General features: G+C 64.4%; 14 protein-coding genes. 10 read left to right on the top strand and 4 right to left on the bottom strand.

Features of this window, described 5'->3' with window-relative positions:
- Nucleotides 1-3: 3 nt before the first annotated feature.
- From AC0MRV_RS18085 to AC0MRV_RS18055, 7 genes are all read left to right on the top strand, one after another.
- Entirely contained in the window at nucleotides 4-783 is a 780-nt protein-coding gene (locus AC0MRV_RS18085; protein WP_472765914.1) for a glycosyltransferase family 2 protein, read from the top strand.
- Nucleotides 784-831: 48 nt separating this feature from the next.
- The gene (locus AC0MRV_RS18080) at nucleotides 832-1,707 is read left to right on the top strand and encodes a sugar nucleotide-binding protein (RefSeq protein WP_472765913.1); all 876 of its coding nucleotides are present in this window, start codon (nucleotides 832-834) and stop codon (nucleotides 1,705-1,707) included.
- A gap of 10 nt (nucleotides 1,708-1,717) precedes the next feature.
- A complete protein-coding gene (gene rfbB / locus AC0MRV_RS18075) occupies nucleotides 1,718-2,770 on the top strand; it encodes a dTDP-glucose 4,6-dehydratase (RefSeq protein ID WP_472765912.1) in 1,053 nt (350 codons plus the stop codon).
- Nucleotides 2,771-2,780: 10 nt separating this feature from the next.
- Complete coding sequence (gene rfbA, locus AC0MRV_RS18070; protein ID WP_472765911.1) at nucleotides 2,781-3,668, top strand: glucose-1-phosphate thymidylyltransferase RfbA; 888 nt, start codon at nucleotides 2,781-2,783, stop codon at nucleotides 3,666-3,668.
- Nucleotides 3,669-3,687: 19 nt separating this feature from the next.
- The gene (locus AC0MRV_RS18065; RefSeq protein ID WP_472765910.1) at nucleotides 3,688-6,300 is read left to right on the top strand and encodes a glycosyltransferase; all 2,613 of its coding nucleotides are present in this window, start codon (nucleotides 3,688-3,690) and stop codon (nucleotides 6,298-6,300) included.
- A gap of 1 nt (nucleotide 6,301) precedes the next feature.
- Nucleotides 6,302-7,066 (top strand): class I SAM-dependent methyltransferase, encoded by a 765-nt coding sequence (locus AC0MRV_RS18060; RefSeq protein WP_472765909.1) that lies wholly within the window; start codon nucleotides 6,302-6,304, stop codon nucleotides 7,064-7,066.
- A gap of 266 nt (nucleotides 7,067-7,332) precedes the next feature.
- On the top strand, nucleotides 7,333-7,902 hold the full coding sequence (locus tag AC0MRV_RS18055; protein WP_472765908.1) for a hypothetical protein: 570 nt from the start codon (nucleotides 7,333-7,335) through the stop codon (nucleotides 7,900-7,902).
- A 34-nt stretch (nucleotides 7,903-7,936) separates the two neighbouring features.
- Here the strand turns inward: AC0MRV_RS18055 and AC0MRV_RS18050 are convergent, their stop codons facing one another.
- Complete coding sequence (locus tag AC0MRV_RS18050) at nucleotides 7,937-9,580, bottom strand: hypothetical protein (RefSeq protein WP_472765907.1); 1,644 nt, start codon at nucleotides 9,578-9,580, stop codon at nucleotides 7,937-7,939.
- A gap of 155 nt (nucleotides 9,581-9,735) precedes the next feature.
- Between AC0MRV_RS18050 and AC0MRV_RS18045 the strand changes: the two genes are divergently transcribed.
- From AC0MRV_RS18045 to AC0MRV_RS18035, 3 genes are read left to right on the top strand one after another with little or no spacing between them, the layout of a single operon-like run.
- Nucleotides 9,736-10,434, top strand: coding sequence for a glycosyltransferase family 2 protein (locus AC0MRV_RS18045; protein WP_472765906.1), 699 nt, complete (start codon nucleotides 9,736-9,738; stop codon nucleotides 10,432-10,434).
- Between the two features lie 19 nt (nucleotides 10,435-10,453).
- Entirely contained in the window at nucleotides 10,454-11,659 is a 1,206-nt protein-coding gene (locus AC0MRV_RS18040) for a glycosyltransferase family 4 protein (RefSeq protein ID WP_472765905.1), read from the top strand.
- Nucleotides 11,660-11,708: 49 nt separating this feature from the next.
- Nucleotides 11,709-12,905: an aminotransferase class I/II-fold pyridoxal phosphate-dependent enzyme gene (locus AC0MRV_RS18035; RefSeq protein ID WP_472765904.1), complete on the top strand. Its 1,197-nt coding sequence runs from the start codon at nucleotides 11,709-11,711 to the stop codon at nucleotides 12,903-12,905.
- Between the two features lie 29 nt (nucleotides 12,906-12,934).
- Here the strand turns inward: AC0MRV_RS18035 and AC0MRV_RS18030 are convergent, their stop codons facing one another.
- From AC0MRV_RS18030 to AC0MRV_RS18020, 3 genes are read right to left on the bottom strand one after another with little or no spacing between them, the layout of a single operon-like run.
- Nucleotides 12,935-13,948 (bottom strand): glycosyltransferase, encoded by a 1,014-nt coding sequence (locus AC0MRV_RS18030; protein ID WP_472765903.1) that lies wholly within the window; start codon nucleotides 13,946-13,948, stop codon nucleotides 12,935-12,937.
- Entirely contained in the window at nucleotides 13,945-15,174 is a 1,230-nt protein-coding gene (locus tag AC0MRV_RS18025) for a glycosyltransferase family 4 protein (RefSeq protein WP_472765902.1), read from the bottom strand. The genes AC0MRV_RS18030 and AC0MRV_RS18025 overlap by 4 nt, the downstream gene beginning before the upstream one ends.
- Before the next feature lie 39 nt (nucleotides 15,175-15,213).
- Nucleotides 15,214-16,452 carry a glycosyltransferase gene (locus tag AC0MRV_RS18020; protein ID WP_472765901.1) on the bottom strand — a complete coding sequence of 413 codons (1,239 nt, stop codon included), beginning with the start codon at nucleotides 16,450-16,452 and terminating at the stop codon, nucleotides 15,214-15,216.
- Nucleotides 16,453-16,489 lie beyond the last annotated feature (37 nt).

Raw genomic sequence — 16,489 nt, 5'->3', positions numbered from 1 at the left:
ACCTTGAGCACGCCCGCCAATCCCAGTCTGCCGCCCCTCAGCCTCTTCTCCGTCGTCATCCCGGCGCGCGATGAAGAGGAGTCGCTGCCCGCCACCGTCACCGACATCTACGAAACCTTCACCCGCGAAGGCATCGCCCACGAGATCGTGGTGGTCGACGACGGCAGCTCCGACCGCACTTGGGAGGTCTTGGCCGAACTGAAACAAAAGGTGCCCACGCTGGCGCAGGTGCAAAACCCCGGCCCCCACGGTTTCGGCCGCGCCATCATTTACGGCCTCAACCACAGCCAGGGCGACGCGGTGGTGATCATGATGGCCGACGCGTCCGACTCTCCGGACGATGCCGTCGCCTACTGGCGCATCCTCAACGAAGGTTACGACTGCGCCTTCGGCAGCCGCTTCGTCAAAGGCGGCAAGGTCGTCGACTACCCGCGGGTGAAACTGATGGTCAACCGCTTGGCCAACTTCCTCGTGCGCATAGGGATGCAGCACGGCCTCAACGACACGACCAACGCGTTCAAGGCCTATCGCCGCACCGTGATCGACGGTTGCCGGCCCCTGATCGCCCCACATTTCAACCTGACCGTGGAGATTCCGCTGAAGGCGATCGTGCGTGGATTCTCTTTTAAAGTCGTCCCGATTTCCTGGCAGAACCGCAAATACGGCGTGGCCAAACTGAAGATCAAGGAGATGGGTTCCCGCTACTTTTTCATCTGCGCCTACGTCTGGCTGGAGAAATACTTCAGTCGCGGCGACTATCGCCGGGCGGATGATCGGCACTGAAATCGGGGTTGCGCTACCCGCCGCGCGTCCAAGCCTAGACCGCTTTCCATGATCTACCTACTCGGAGGCTCCGGCTACGTGGGGCAGGCCTATCAGGACCTGCTCACCCGCAAAAACATCCCGTTCAAAAACCTGCGACGGGCCGATGTCGATTACACCGACGTCGCCACGCTGACTGCGGCGCTGCAGGCGGACCGGCCCGAGTTCCTGATCAATGCCGCCGGCTACACCGGCAAACCCAACGTCGACGCCTGCGAAGACGACAAGGCCGAGTGCCTCTTCGGCAACGCCGTCCTGCCGGGTCGTATCGCCGCCGCCTGCACCGCCGCCGGCGTGCCTTGGGGTCACGTTTCCAGCGGATGCATCTTCACCGGCAAACGGGCCGACGGCAGCGGCTTCACCGAGGAGGACGCGCCGAACTTCTGTTTCCGCACCGACAACTGCTCCTTCTACAGCGGCACCAAAGCCCTCGGCGAAGAGGCGCTCGCGGGCGTCGATAACGTCTACATCTGGCGTCTGCGCATCCCCTTCGATCACCGCGACAACCCGCGCAACTACCTCACCAAGCTCATCCGCTACCAGCGCTTGCTGGAGGCGGAGAACTCGATCTCGCATCTCCACGAGTTTGTCGCCGCCACCTTTGCCTGCTGGGAAAAACGCATTCCCTTCGGCACCTACAACGTCACCAACCCCGGCCATATCACGACCCGCCAGGTCGTCGATCTCATCAAGGCTTCGGGCGTCTGCACCAAGGACTTCGAGTTCTTCAGCGACGAGTCCGAGTTCATGGCCAAGGCCGCCCGCACCCCTCGCTCCAACTGCGTGATGGACTCCAGCAAACTCGCCGTCGCCGGCATCACGATGACACCGGTCATCGAATCCATCCGCGACGCCCTCGCCAACTGGGAAACCGCCTCCGCCTAATCTCTTCGCGATGAAAATTCTCGTCACCGGCGGCGCCGGCTTCATCGGCTCCAACCTCGTTCGTCACTTACTTGCTACGCCAGAGCACACCGTGCTCAACGTCGATGCGCTCACCTACGCGGGTAATCCGCACTCTCTGGCGGACCTGACCCAGGAACCACGCTATCGTTTCTCCCAAACCGATATCTGCGACGGTCCGGCCTTGGCGAACCTGTTCGCCGATTTCCAGCCCGATTGGGTGATGCACCTGGCCGCCGAATCCCATGTCGACCGCTCGATTGATGGCCCCGGCGCCTTCATCCAGACCAACGTCGTCGGCACCTTCACGCTGCTGCAGGCCGCGCGCGCGCACTACGAATCCCTGACGGGGGAAGCCCGCGAACGTTTCCGCTTCCTCCACGTTTCCACCGACGAGGTCTATGGTTCGCTCGGCGCCGAGGGTCTCTTCACCGAAACCACCCCCTACGACCCGCACTCGCCCTACTCCGCGTCGAAGGCGGCCTCCGATCACCTCGCCCGCGCGTGGGCCGACACCTACAAGCTGCCGGTGCTCGTCACCAACTGCTCCAACAACTACGGCCCCTACCAGTTCCCGGAAAAACTGATTCCGGTTGTCATCCTGAAAGCGCTGCGCGGCGACCCCATTCCGGTCTACGGCAAAGGCGAAAACATCCGCGACTGGCTGTATGTCGGTGATCACGCCGACGCGCTGCACACCGTCATCGCCCAGGGCGCTATCGGCGAGACCTACAACATCGGCGGCAACAACGAGCGGCGGAACATCGATCTGGTGCGCCTGCTCTGCGACCTGCTCGACGAGCTCAGACCCCGCGCCGACGGCAAAGCCTACGCCGATCAAATCACCTTCGTGACCGATCGCCCGGGCCACGATCTGCGCTACGCCATCGACGCCACCAAGATCAAAACCGAGCTTGGTTGGACCCCCAAGCAGGACCACACCTCCGGCTTCCGCAAGACCGTGCAATGGTATCTCGATAACGAGCCGTGGACCGAACAAATCCTCAGCGGCGCCTACCAACTCGAACGCCTCGGCCAAGCCTGAGCTCCCCACCATGTCACGCAAAGGAATCATTCTCGCCGGCGGATCCGGCACGCGGCTCTACCCGCTCACCATCGCGGTCTCCAAGCAGCTCATGCCGGTCTACGACAAGCCGATGATCTACTATCCGCTGTCGGTGCTCATGCTCTCCGGCATTCGCGAGGTGCTCATCATCTCCACGCCCCAGGACCTGCCGCTGTTCCGCAAACTCCTTGGCGACGGTTCCGCCTTTGGCCTCCAGCTTTCCTACGCCGAGCAGCCGAGCCCCGACGGACTCGCCCAGGCCTTCCTCATCGCCGCCGACTGCGGCTTCCTTTCGGGTGACGAACCCTGCGCGCTCGTGCTCGGCGACAACCTCTTTTACGGCAATGACTTCAAGCGTTGCCTTGAGTCGGCCGCCGCGCGCACCGACGCCTCCACCATCTTCGGCTACCACGTTTCCAACCCGAAGGCCTACGGCGTGGTCGAGTTCGCCGCCGACGGTCGCGTCGTCTCGCTGGAGGAAAAACCTGCGTCCCCAAAATCCAACTACGCCGTTCCCGGGCTTTATTTCTACGACCGTCAGGTCGTCGCCCTGGCGCGTTCGCTCAAGCCCTCCGCCCGCGGCGAACTCGAAATCACCGATCTGAACCGCCTCTACCTCGAGCGCGGTGAACTCCACGTCGAGCTCCTCGGCCGCGGCACCGCGTGGCTCGACACTGGCACGCACGACTCGCTGCTCGAAGCGGCCGAGTTCGTGAAGGTCATCGAATCGCGCCAAGGCCTGAAGATCGCCTGCCTCGAAGAGATTGCCTACGAACAGGGCTGGATCGATGACGCCGAGCTCGACGCCCAGATTGAACGCCTCGGCAAATCGTCCTACGGCGCCTACCTGCGCAACTGGTCGCGTCGCCGCGACTGAGTTTTTCCACCGGCGAACCGTGCCCAAGGTCTCGTTCATCATCCCGCTCTACAATGGTCTGCCACTGACCCAGGCCTGCCTGCGCACCCTGCGCGAGACCCTGCCGAGTGGGCTCGATCACGAGATCATCTTCGTCGACGATTGCAGCACCGATGGCACCCGCGACTGGTTGGCCACCCTGGCCGACGATCCCTCGATTCAGGTCGTCCTCAACGAAACCAACCGCGGCTACGCCGAGACCAACAACAACGGCGCGCGCCTCGCGACGGGCGATTATTTTGCGCTGATCAACAGCGACCTCGAGTTCCTGCCCGGCTGGTTGGAACCCATGATCGCCGCACTCGACCAAGACCCGTCGCTCGCAATCGTCGGCAATGTGCAGCGCCGCGTGATCGACGACACGATCGACCACGCCGGCATCAAGTTTTGCGCCAACGCCAAACTTGAGCACATCCGCGAGCTCCCTTCCGCCGCCAGCATCCGGCGCCAACCCCTGCGGTTCGTGCCCGCTGTCACCGCGGCTTGCTGCCTGGTGCGCCGCGAGGTCTTCATGGCGCCACGCCGCGATGGCATCATTCCAGGGCAACCCGGCTTTCGCGTGTCGTATAAAAACGGCGGCGAAGATGTCGACCTGTGCCTGGAGCAGATCCAGCGCGGCTACCGGGTCGGCGTGCTGCTCAACAGCGTCGTGCGCCACCACGTCAGCGCGTCGCGCGGCACGGCTCGCCCGCACGACGAGGCCAACAGCCGCAACCTCTTCGGTTACTGGCGCGGCCTCATCATCAACCTCTGTGCCAAGGATTGGGCCCGCCAAAAGATCGCCCAATGGCGCGCCGATCGCTCGAGCGTTCCACTCAGCACCCTGTTTGCCGCCCTCGCCTGCCGCACCGGCTTCACCAACCAAACGCCCCGCATCGCCTGGCTCGAGATCGGCAGCGCCATCTTCTACGAGGAGCTGCACTGGCGTCGCACCCTCGGTCTACCGCGCCCGCCGGCTTCGGAAGATGCCGGCGACTACCAGCTCAAGGGCCTGCGCACCGATAGCCTGCAGCACGAAACCCAGGCCCTGCGCGAATGCTTCACCCTGCGACTGCCGCCTGGCACGGTGGAAAAAAACCTCTTCGTGAACGGCTTCGTCCTGCCGCCGACCAAGGGACGACCAGAGACGGAGGGTTCACTCGGCCTGCGCCTCAAGGTCAACGGGCAGGTTGCCGCGACTTACTTCCCCTTACCCGACGGGCACTTCAACGCGGGCGTCGACCGGCCGATGATCGTCACCGACGAACCGGTCGACTTTGAGGTCGAGTTGCTCGGCGCCGATCGCGAAAACCTGCTCGCCTGGCTTGCCCGCGTGACGCGCGCGCTCCCCCTGCCTTCCGGCTGGCGCCAACACCTCGAGGCGCATCGGCCGCAGCTCAAAAACCGCCGCGTGCGCTTCTCGCAGATCCTTGCCGACGACGCCGTCATCTACGACTTCAAGCGCCGTCGTCCGCTGCGCATCAATCGCCGGGAAACCAAAGACTACCCGCTCGGTTTGAACGTCGTCGGTTGGTTCCGCGCCGAGCTCGGCATCGGCGAGAGCGCCCGTTGCATGGCCCGCGCCACGGCGGCCGCCGGTCTCAACCACGCCTTCGTCGACATGAAGCTTCCCTGCCTCAACCGCATGGGCGACGACACCTTCACCGCGCAGTTGCAGAAGACCAATCCCTACCGGGTGAACGTGTTTCACATCGACCCGCCGGTCTCGCGCGACATCGACCATCACCACGGCGAACGCTTCCGCCACGAACGTTACAACGTCGCCTACTGGGCCTGGGAGTTGCCGGAGTTTCCCGACGACTGGGTGGCCGCCTGCGAATTCTACGACGAGATCTGGACGCCGTCCGCTTTCTGTCGCGACGCCATCGCGGCGAAGACGCCCTTGCCCGTGCACGTGATGCCGCACGCCATCGAGTTTGCCGAGCCGGTCGGAGACCAACGCGGCCGCTTCGGACTGCCCACCGATCGCACCACCTTCCTCTTTCTCTACGACCTCAACTCCTATCAGGAGCGCAAAAACCCGCACGCCGTGATCGAGGCCTACCGCCAGGCGTTTCCCGACGAGGCCGGCGTGCATCTGGTGATCAAAACGCAGAATCCCGAGCGCAACCCGGAGACCTACGCCCGTCTGCAGAAGGCGCTCACTGGCCTCACCCACACCACGCTCATCACCGAAACGCTGTCCCGCGAGGATGTGCACAACCTGGAGGCCGCCTGCGATGTGTTCGTCTCGCTGCACCGCTCCGAGGGCTTCGGTCTCGCCGTCGCCGAATGCATGTATCTCGGCAAACCCGTGATCAGCACCGATTGGTCGGCCACCGCCGAATTTGTGGACGACAACAATGGCTGCCCGGTGCCCTTCGATCTCATCGAGCTCACCGAGACCCATGGTCCTTACCAGCAGGGCCAGATCTGGGCCAATCCCCGCGTGGCCGCCGCCGCCGAAGCCATGCGCCGCCTCGCCGCCGACCCGGACTTGCGCGCCCGGCTCGGCGCCAACGCGGCCCGGACCATTCGCGAACGTTTCGCCCCGGCCGTCGTGGGCGGACTCTACGCCAAGCGCCTCGACGCGATGCGCCTTTGGCCCGACTGAGATGAACATCCTTCGCCTGCGCATGGTGTGGGAGCGCCTCGCCAAAGAGGATCCGTATTGGGCCGTGCTCACCGCCCCGGACAAAGCCGGCAACCGGTGGCAGCTGGAGGAGTTTTTCCAAACCGGCCGCGATGAGGTCGACGCCTGCCTCGCCGAAATGGAGCGACACCGGCCGAGCTTCCGGCGCGGCGCCGCCCTCGACTTTGGGTGCGGCGTCGGCCGTCTCAGTCAAGCCCTGGCCCGCAGCTTCGACCACGTCACCGGCATCGACGTGGCCGAAAACATGCTCGAGCTCGCCGAGCGTCACCGCCCTGCGGATACGGCTGAACGGATTCGTTTCGTGCACAACGCCCGCAGCGACTTGCGCGTGTTCTCCGACGACCACTTCGACCTGACCTTCAGCCTCATCACCCTGCAGCACATTCCGCCACCGCTCATCGAAAGCTACCTCGGCGAGTTTGCCCGCATCACCAAACCCGGCGGCTTGATCTATTTCCAACTGCCCTCCTTTGCGCCCAACGCCGCGCCCGAGGTGAAGAAGTGGTCCTGGTATCCACCGACGCTCTACAAGCGACTGAAACGCTGGACCGGTCGCTGGTTTCGTCGCTTCACCGGCATCGGCGACACCATGCACATGAACACGCTGCCCGAGGCCCGCGTGCGCGAGCTGCTGCGCGCCGCCGGGGCCGAGGTCATCAGCGCCCGCCAACAAACCGAACAAGACGGCTGCATCAGCATCATCTACCTCGCCGAGGTGGACCGCTAAACCCGTCGTTTTCACCTTTTCAGTAAAAGACCGCCTGCGCACTCTTGAGGCTATGACCCACCCGTCAGACAGCTCCGATTCGGTAGCCGACGTCGCGTCGCCCGAACAGATCGCAGCGTGGCGGCGGATGGGACCGGCATCGCGTCTGGAAATAGCCGATCGCTTGCTGAGGCAGGTCTACGCCATGCAACGCGCCGCGATTGCCGCGAAGCATCCGGATTGGAATCCGGCACAAGTTCAACGGGCCACTGCTCGCCACTTCCTCCATGCCCGAACTTGAGCTCATTACGCTTTTCGTGCGCCCGCTGGAACGCGCCAAAATCAACTACATGATTTCGGGTTCTCTGGCCTCCATGCACTACGGCGAGCCCCGCCTCACGCTGGACGTCGATTTGGTGGTGCACATGGCAGAGTCCGACCTAAACGACCTCGCCGACGCTTTTCCAGAATCCGACTACTACTTGCCACCGCGCGATGTCTTGGCGGTCGAGCTTCGCCGCCCGTCGCGGGGGCATTTTAACATCATCCACCACGAGACCGGGATGAAGGCGGACTGCTACCCTTCGAGGTCTCACCCTTATTGGGATTGGGCATGGGAGCATCGTCGCTCCACAATTGCCGCGACCGAAGATTCCGCTCCACTGTCGTTCGCTCCGCCCGAATACGTCATCTTGTGGAAACTGGAATTCTACCGGGAAGGCGGCGGCGACAAGCACCTGCGCGATATCCGCAGTATGCTCGCCGTGAGCGCGGAAGACATCGACCGGGCATGGCTCGAAAAAGCCGCCTCAGATCTAGGTCTGTCTGCTTATTGGCAGAAAGTTTCGGCTCGCTGACCGTTTTGCAGCCGACCGGTAGAACGTAGTCGACTCACTGATCGAGCAGCACCTGCCCCTTGACCGAGAAGCGGAGCAGGCGCACCGAGAGCAAGCGTGAGTCGGCCGGATTGGAGCGGGCCGGTTCCTGGTCCGAGGTGATCCACAACTCGTTTTCGCCGGGCTGCAGCACGACGCCCGTCACCCGCCAATCTGACGATTCGCGCGTGAGGTTCTCCTGCCAAAGCACCCGGTCAGCCTGCTTCAATTGCGCGAGGCGTTCGGTGTGGGCCGCCCATTGACCGCGAATCTCCACCACGACCGGATGGCTGTAGGGGTTCTCGACCACGATCGCGGCGTCGCGCTCCGACCAGCGCCACTGCCGGTTGCCGTCACTCTCGGCCCGATGCCACGGACGCGGGAATGAGACGCTGACCTCCCTCCGCGGGGTCTCGTCGCCAAGTTGGCTGCGATTGGTGATGAGAACCGTGTGAATCTCGCGCGTGCGCGGTTCCAGTGAGGTCGGCCCGAAAAACATCGTCAGGTTCCCCAACAGCAGCAGCGCCCACCACTTTCGGCCCCTGGGCAGCAGCAGATTGAAGCCAAACAACAGGGGTAGCAGCACGCGGCTGGACGCCCCGGGGTGTCCCTCCCAAACCGCGATACCGAGCACGAAGGCCAACACCGCAAAAGGCACCGTGAGTCGCCACGCCGCGCTGCTCCAACGCCACCACACGAGCAGGAAGACCGCCTGCACCGTCACGCTGATGTGTGTCGCCAAGCCGCCCGCGAGATATTTCCACGCCACACTCCCGTCGATGACGGCCTTGACCAATTCCGCCCAGCGTTCGCCAAAGGCCACAAACGGCAGCGAGAAATTGCGCACGCCCGCCAGCGACCCGCCGGTGTCGCCAAAACGCCAACGCAGGATCGCAAACCAAATCACAAAGGGCAGCGCGACCAACAGGCCCCGCACCATCGCCATGCCCCAACCGCGCGCCGATTTCCACTGGTCAGGCGCCAGTCCTGCCGCGCCCAACAAGTTGGTCTCTTTCGCCAGTCCGCCCACCGCCAACACCGCCGTCGCCCGCCAGGGGTGCCCCGTTTCGATCCACCGCAGGCCCAGCGCCAGCAACAGCAAACTGGGCGCATCCACCAGCGCCGCGAAGACGCTGAAGAGCACGCCGATCGACAACATGATCCCCAGCCAGCGCACCGCGCGGTCGAAGTCGGTGGGCGGGAACCAGCGCAACATCAGCAACCCGAGCACGAACCAGCAGACGAGGTTCTGCAGCGCGAACACGTTGAGCACCCAGTTGGGCTGCCCCAGCCCGAACACATAGGCCATCCACGGCAGCAGGATGCGACGCGCGCGATACGGCAGGTTGTCGATCGACTTGGCCAACACCGGATCCTGAAGCGCCGGATCGATTGCGATTTGCGCATAATACTGCGCGTCGTAACCGGGCGAACGGAAATGCCGATACACCACCACGTCGCGATCGTTCACCCAATCGATGCCCTGCGGCGGCTCCTCACCGACCCCGATCAGGTAGGTGAACCCAAAGTGCGGCACGTGATACTCGCTGATCTTCGTGACGATCCACCCGGCCGACAGCAGGTAAAGCAACACGAGCCCCGGACGCACGCCCGCCTTGCCGACGGGGTTTTGGATCCATGACCAGACGCGTTGCAACATAGGTGAATTCGGGAAGCCCCCTACGCAGGACGAGTCATCCGCCAGCGTCAACCGCTGTGAACACCAGGCCGCTACGCACTTGGGCCCATGCCTGCCTCCGCAACCTCCGGCGTTGCACCCGGCCATCGCATCCCCCTCAATTCCCGCCGCTTCCGATGCCCACCTTATCGATCGTCATTCCCTGCTACAACGAACGCGACACCGTCGCCTCGCTCATCGCCGCCGTCCGGGCCGCCCCGATCGAGATCGAGACCGAGATCATCATCGTCAACGACTGCTCGACCGACGGGACCGACAAGGTGCTCGACGAGGAAATCGCGCCCCTCGTGTCCAAGGTGATTCACCAACCGGTCAACCAAGGGAAAGGCGCCGCGTTGCGCACCGGCTTCGAGGCCGCCACCGGCGATTTTGTGATCATCCAGGACGCCGACCTCGAATACGATCCGCAGGACTACCCGCGCCTCCTCAAGCCCCTGCTCGACGGCAAGGCCGACGTCGTTTTCGGCTCCCGCTTCATGGGCGGCGAACCCCACCGCGTGCTCTACTACTGGCACTCGCTGGGCAACCAGTTCCTCACCCTCGTCTCCAACATGTTCACCAACCTGAACCTCACCGACATGGAGTGCTGCTATAAGCTCTTCCGCCGGGACATCCTGGACAAGGTGAAGGTCGAGGAGAACCGCTTTGGCGTGGAGCCCGAGCTCACCGCCAAGGTCGCACGTCTCAATTGCCGCATCTATGAGGTCGGCGTGAGCTACGCCGGCCGCACCTACGCCGAGGGCAAGAAGATCGGATGGCGCGACGGTTTCCGCGCCATTTACGCGATCCTCAAATACAATCTCTGGCATCGCTGAGGCGTCGCCGGGCCGCCTCATGCTCCTGCTCGATCTCTCGCACACGAGCCACTCCCGGGCCCGCACCGGAGTGCAGCGCGTCGCCTTGGAGTTGCGCCGGGCCCTCCATAAAACTGCGGCGGTCACCGACATCACCCACGACCCGCACGCGCGCTCATGGCGACCGCTGCAAGCCTGGGAAAGTGCTTCCCTCGCTGCCGCGCCCACGCCCACCGGCAAACGCGGCACCACCTGGCCGCTCTCCGCCCAACTGCGCGGCTGGTGGCAATCACGCGGCCGCACCAACGCCGCGGCCGTCGTCGCCGGCCTGCCCGCCGCCCCTCGGGCCATCCTTTTTCCCGAGATCTTCACCGCTCGGACCGCCGCGGCCCTGCCGGCCCTCTTCGCGGCCACCACCGCGCCCAAAATCGCGGTCTTCCACGACGCCATTCCGCTGCGCCTGCCAGAGTTTTCGCCGCCGTCCACGGTGGGCCGTTTTCCGCGCTACCTCGATGAGCTGCGCGCCTTCGACGGCATTGCCGCCGTTTCGGAGGATTCCCGGCAATCCCTGCTCGACTACTGGGCTTGGTCCGGCGCCGAGCACCAACCGCCGGTGATCGCGTTGCCACTCGGCACCGACCACCTGAAAGTCTCGCCCACCGCCACCTCCTTGGCCGCGCCGAACAAACGTCCGCGCGTGCTCTGCGTGGGCTCACTCGAGGGCCGGAAAAACCACCTCACGCTCCTTCAAGCTGCCGAACAGTTGTGGGCGGCCGGCCATGACTTTGAGCTGGAATTGATCGGCGGTCTGCAACGCGAGACCGGTGCCGCCGCGCACGCCATGCTCCGACGCCTTCAAACCGACGGACGCCCGCTGCATTACCGCGGCTGGCTCAGTGACGCCGAGCTCTCCGCCGCCTACGACCGTTGCGCCTTCACGGTCTATCCGTCTCTCCTCGAGGGATTTGGACTGCCGGTGTGGGAAAGCTTGTTGCACGGCAAACCCTGCGTGTGCTCCGACCGTGGCGCCATCGCCGAGACCGCTCGCGACGGCGGCTGCCTGACCACCGACACCGCGGATCCCGTCGCCTTGGCGCGGGCCATCGTGACGTTCCTGCAATCCCCGTCCCTTCTCGGCGACCTGACCACCGCCGCCCGCGCCCGCCGCCCGCGTCCCTGGGCCTCCTACGCGAGCGAGTTGCTGGCATGGATCGATACGCTGCCGACCTCGCCACAATCACCGTAATTTGACCTTTCCCCACGCCGTTTCGCCCGGCTAGTTTCCTCCCCTTCGCATGGCTCTTACGTTCTTCAAGCGCAGCCCCAAAGCTATCCTCCAACGTGCGCGTGACGATTACGCGACCAAGATGCGCCTGAAATACGCGCCGTATTACTTGGCGATGGAGTCGCAGCAGGGCACTGAAATCCGCCTTAACGGGCGCGACATGATTATGCTCTCGAGCAACGATTATCTGGGGCTCTCCTTCCACCCCAAGGTCATCGAAGCCGGGCAGCAGGCTATGCTGAAATGGGGCACCAGCCCGACGGGCGCTCGCTCCTCCAACGGCTCGCGCCGTTACCATACCGAGCTCGAGGAAAAACTCGCCGCCTTCCTCAACCGCGAGGCCTGCCACATCCACGCCGCGGGTTACCTTTCCTGCCTCACCAGCGTCGCCGCCTTCGGGCAAAAGGGCGACGTGATCCTGGCCGACAAGAACATCCACTCGTGCCTCTGGGACGGTGTGCGTCTCTCGATGGCCACCGTGGAGCGTTTCTCGCACAACAACCCGGAGGATCTGCGCGACGTCATCACCAGCATCGACTCCCGCCGCGCCAAGATGCTCGTCATCGAGGGCGTGTATTCGATGGAGGGACACATCGCCAAGATGCCCGACCTCATCGGTATCGGTGAAGAGTTTGGCTGCTTCAGTGTGGTCGACGACGCCCATGGCTTCGGGGTGCTCGGCGAACAAGGTCGCGGCACGGTCGATCACTTTGGCCTCAACGACCAGGTCGATATCATCTGCGGCAGCATGTCCAAGTCGCTGGCCAGCACCGGCGGCTTCATCGCTGCCTCCAAGGATGTCATCGAGTATCTGCGCACCAATTCCAAGCAGACCATTTTCAGCGCCGCCGTGCCGCCTTCCCAGGCCGCCGTCGCCAGCGCCGCGCTCGACGTGATGCAGAGCGAGCCCGAGCACCACGAACGCCTCTGGCGCAACACCAAGCGCTACACCGACATTCTGCGCTCGCTCGGTCTCGACATGTGGGGCTCCGAAACCCCGGCCGTGCCCATCGTGCTCGGTTCGCGCGAGGCGGTGTATCGTTTCTGGAAGGCCCTGCTCGATAAGGGCGTCTTCACCGTCATGTCCATCGCCCCGGCGGTGCCGCCCGGTAAGGACCTCATCCGCACCGCCATCTCCGCGCTGCACACCGACGATCAGATCGACCGCATTGGCGAGGCCATGGCCTACGCCGTGAAAAAGCTCTGACGGCGCTGTCGGACTCTTGTCCGACAGTCCTACGTCAACACCCGCCGCACTTCCGCGGCGGCGTCCGCCCAAGTCGGCAAGGGTCGCTCCGCCGCGCGATCCGCCAGCGCCCGCCAATGCGTATCGTCGGTCAGCACCCGCTCGAGACCGTCGGCCCAGGCCGCAGCGTTATTCTTCGGCAACACCACACATCCTCCGTCGTTGGTATTCTCCCGCAAGACCGGCAGGTCGGTGCAGACACATGGCAACCCGCGCCAGAGCGCTTCCAGCACCGGTAGTCCGCAACCCTCCGCGATGGTCGGGAACACCACCGCCCTCGCCCGGCCGAGCAAGGCCGCCAGCGTGTCATCCGCTGCCGCTTCATGAAAGCTGATGCCCACGCCGTCCGTCGCGGCCGCTTTGATCCGCTGCGCGATCGGCCCGCCAAAATGGGGGTTCACCCGCCCCACCACGTGCAGCTCAAACGCCACGCCCCGGGCCCGCAGTTGTTCGGCCACCTCGATCAGAAACCCCTGGTTTTTGCGCGGCTCCACGATGCCGACGCAGAGCAACACCGGTGGCGGAACCTCAACCCGTCGCGGCTGACGCGGCGAGCCATCGAAGTCAGCGCCCAGCGGTAGCACCGAGACTTCGGTTTTGGTGTGACGTCCCTGCCAGCGCCAAAACTCGACCAAATCGCGCCGCACCGCCGCAGAGATCGCAAACACGTGTTCGAAGCGCGCCAGCGCCGACATGTAACCGGGATGCCGCGCGACCGAATGCGGCCACGTGACCTGCGGCAGGTGCAGCGGAATCGCATCGGGAAACAACGCCGCCAAACGGCAGGGCGGTTCCGCCAGGAAGGCTTCGAATCCATCCCGCTGCGCGACATCGAAAGTCTCGGTGGTGAAATACCAATCGTCCGGTCGAAACGCCGGCCGGTCCTTGCCCCACACCACGGGCGTAATCGCATCACCCAATTCCTCGCGCAGCCGTCGATTGACCCGCATGAGCCCCGACGCGTGGCGCGCTTTGCCCGACTTGGTGACGTCGAAATAAATCATGGCTGCGGGGACGACGAAGCAACCGCTTCCTCAAAGCAGGCATGCAACACCGCCGCGTTGCGGTGCGCATCAAAATTTTCCTCCGTCCACCGTCGCGCCGCAGTCCGCAGCCGTTCGGTGATTGCGTCATCGGACATGACCTGCCGGAAGGCCGTCAGCCACTCCGCCGGCACGTCCTCGCGACACACAAAACCGGTCTCGCCCGCCGTGATGGCCTCGGTCGTCGCCGCATGCGGTGAGGTCAGCACCACGACCCCGGCCGCCATCGCTTCCGGGATGACATTGGGCAATCCATCCCGATCGCCGCTCGGCGCGACCACGCCGGTGTGCAGCAAACAATCCGCCCAGGCGAGCTGCTCCCACACCGCCGGTTGCGGCAGGTGCCCCGTGAGCTCGACCCGTTCCTCCAACCCGAGCTCGCGGCGCAAGGCCTCCACCCGAGCGCGCTCCGGACCTTCCCCGATGATTCGGGCTTGGAACGCGATGCCGGCGTCCCGCATCGCCGCGTAAATGCGCAGTTGATGATCGAGCCCCTTCTTGGCGACCAGCCGCGCGATGCAGACCAGCCGCAACGCCGAGCGATCGGCGCGCAGCGCTTTGAAATTTGGGAAACGCTCCAGCCCACGACGAATCAAACGCACCTTGTCGGCGGCGTGCCCCCGGGCGACCAAGGACGCCCGCCCCATGCCGGTGGAGGTGTGAATGAAACACGCGTCCACCAGTTTCTCGTCGAGCCACCAGTCGCCGCCGTGTTCGTAGATGTCATACGCATGCGCCGCCGCGCTGAAGCGATGACCGTTGAGCCGGCGCAGAATCCAGGCGCCCGTCGCGGGCGCCCCACCCCACGCGGCATGAATCAGGTCCGGTGGATCGTCGCGAAACTCGCGCTGAAACACCCCGGCGAAACCGGCACCGAGCATGTTTTCCCAGAAGTTGAGCCAGCTCGGCGCGCGGCGGGTCCAGAGTCCGCGCCACAGGATGCCGAACACATCCCAACGCGTCATCGCCACCCACGGGATGATCCAGATGAGCTCCAGCAGGCGCCACATGGAGAAGCGCCGCACCGCGATGCCGTGAAAATCGCCGCCGCCACCAAAAAGTGAATACACCCGCAGATCCAATCCGCGGGCCTGCATGGCCAGCACCTCCCGTTGCAGGAACGTTTCGGTCGACTGCGGAAACGTCGTGAACAGGTAGGCGAGCTTGATCGGCGGCGGCGACGGCACGGGGCGAACTTGGTTGCTCACAAGGAACGGGCCAAGCGCTTAGATGGCGGCACCGCTTTCCAGCGTGCCATCGCCCGCGCCTTCCGGCCAGGCATGGGGCTCGGCGGTCCAGCCCGCCGCCGCTTCGGCCAGCCCCACGAGATCGGCGATGAGCGTGGTCTGGTCATCCGGATAACGCAGCGAGACGAAGTCCCGGCGGTAGTTTTCGTAGGTGGCCGGATTGGCCATCCACTGGTCGATGATCGCGGCGAAATCTTCGGCCGATTCGATTTTGTGCGAGCCGGCGCCGTTGCGGAAAAATTTCCAGGTCAACTTCTCCTGCGGCATGATGCCACCGAAGGCGTTGAAGACGATCGGACAGGCATAGTGCAGCGCCTTTGCGCAGGTGGTGGTGCCGCCACGCGTTACGATCACATCGGAGGCCATCACGAGTTCGTGCATGATGTCGGAGTAGCCTTCCAAGTAGAGCGGCAATTCCGCGTGCGTGGTGCGCCAGTGGGCGAGCTGGTTGTAGCACTCCTGGTTGCGACCGCAGACCACGATGACCTGCAGCTTGTCCGCATGTCGGCGCAGGGCTTCGAGCAGCACGAGGTGGTTGTTGGCGCCATTCGTGCCGGTGGCGAGGAAGACGGTGAAACGATCGGGATGCAGGCGCAGTTGTTTCTGGCGGTAGCGCGCCCGCTGCGTGGCATCCATGTGCTGCCGCGACGCGGCCGGTCGCATGAGGTGACCGCGCACAATGGCGCGCTCGGGCGGGATTCCACACTTCACCGCATAGTCGCGCGCCGTCGGCGTGCGCGAGATGTAGAGGTCGACGCTCGGTTCGATCCAGTTGCGACTGTAGCCCCAGCCCCCGGAGAACTCCCCGCAGTAGGTCGCGCAGCGGACGTTGCCGGCGCCGAGCACCTGGCGGGCAAAGGGGAAATAACCGCGGTTCAGGCAGTCGTGCACACTGAGGATGAGGTGCGGACGATATTGCTCCAGGACATCGCGGTAATAACCGCGACCGAGGGATACGCTGCTGCGATTGAGGAAACTGAGCAGCTCCACAAAGGCATAGAACGCGTTGTGGAACCACGGCATGTTGACCTGGATCCAGTTGTAGAAATTCACCCCGGTGCGGTTCACCATCGAGGACTTCTCCAGCATTTGCTCGATGCGCACATCGACCTGGTGGCGATAGCGGGCGAAACACCACTCGGCGAAAGCCTTCGCCCGGGCATCGTGTCCGCCGCCCGTGCTGGAGGTGAGAACCAGAATACGAAGTTGGGACGCCACGAATTAGCGGGAGGGTGTCCGAGTGGGACGAACCGCC

This window comes from Actomonas spartinae, assembly GCF_051209155.1.
Lineage (GTDB): Bacteria > Verrucomicrobiota > Verrucomicrobiia > Opitutales > Opitutaceae > Actomonas.
The sequence above is the reverse complement of the archived record's forward strand: the minus strand, read 5'-3'. Positions and strand labels throughout refer to the sequence as shown.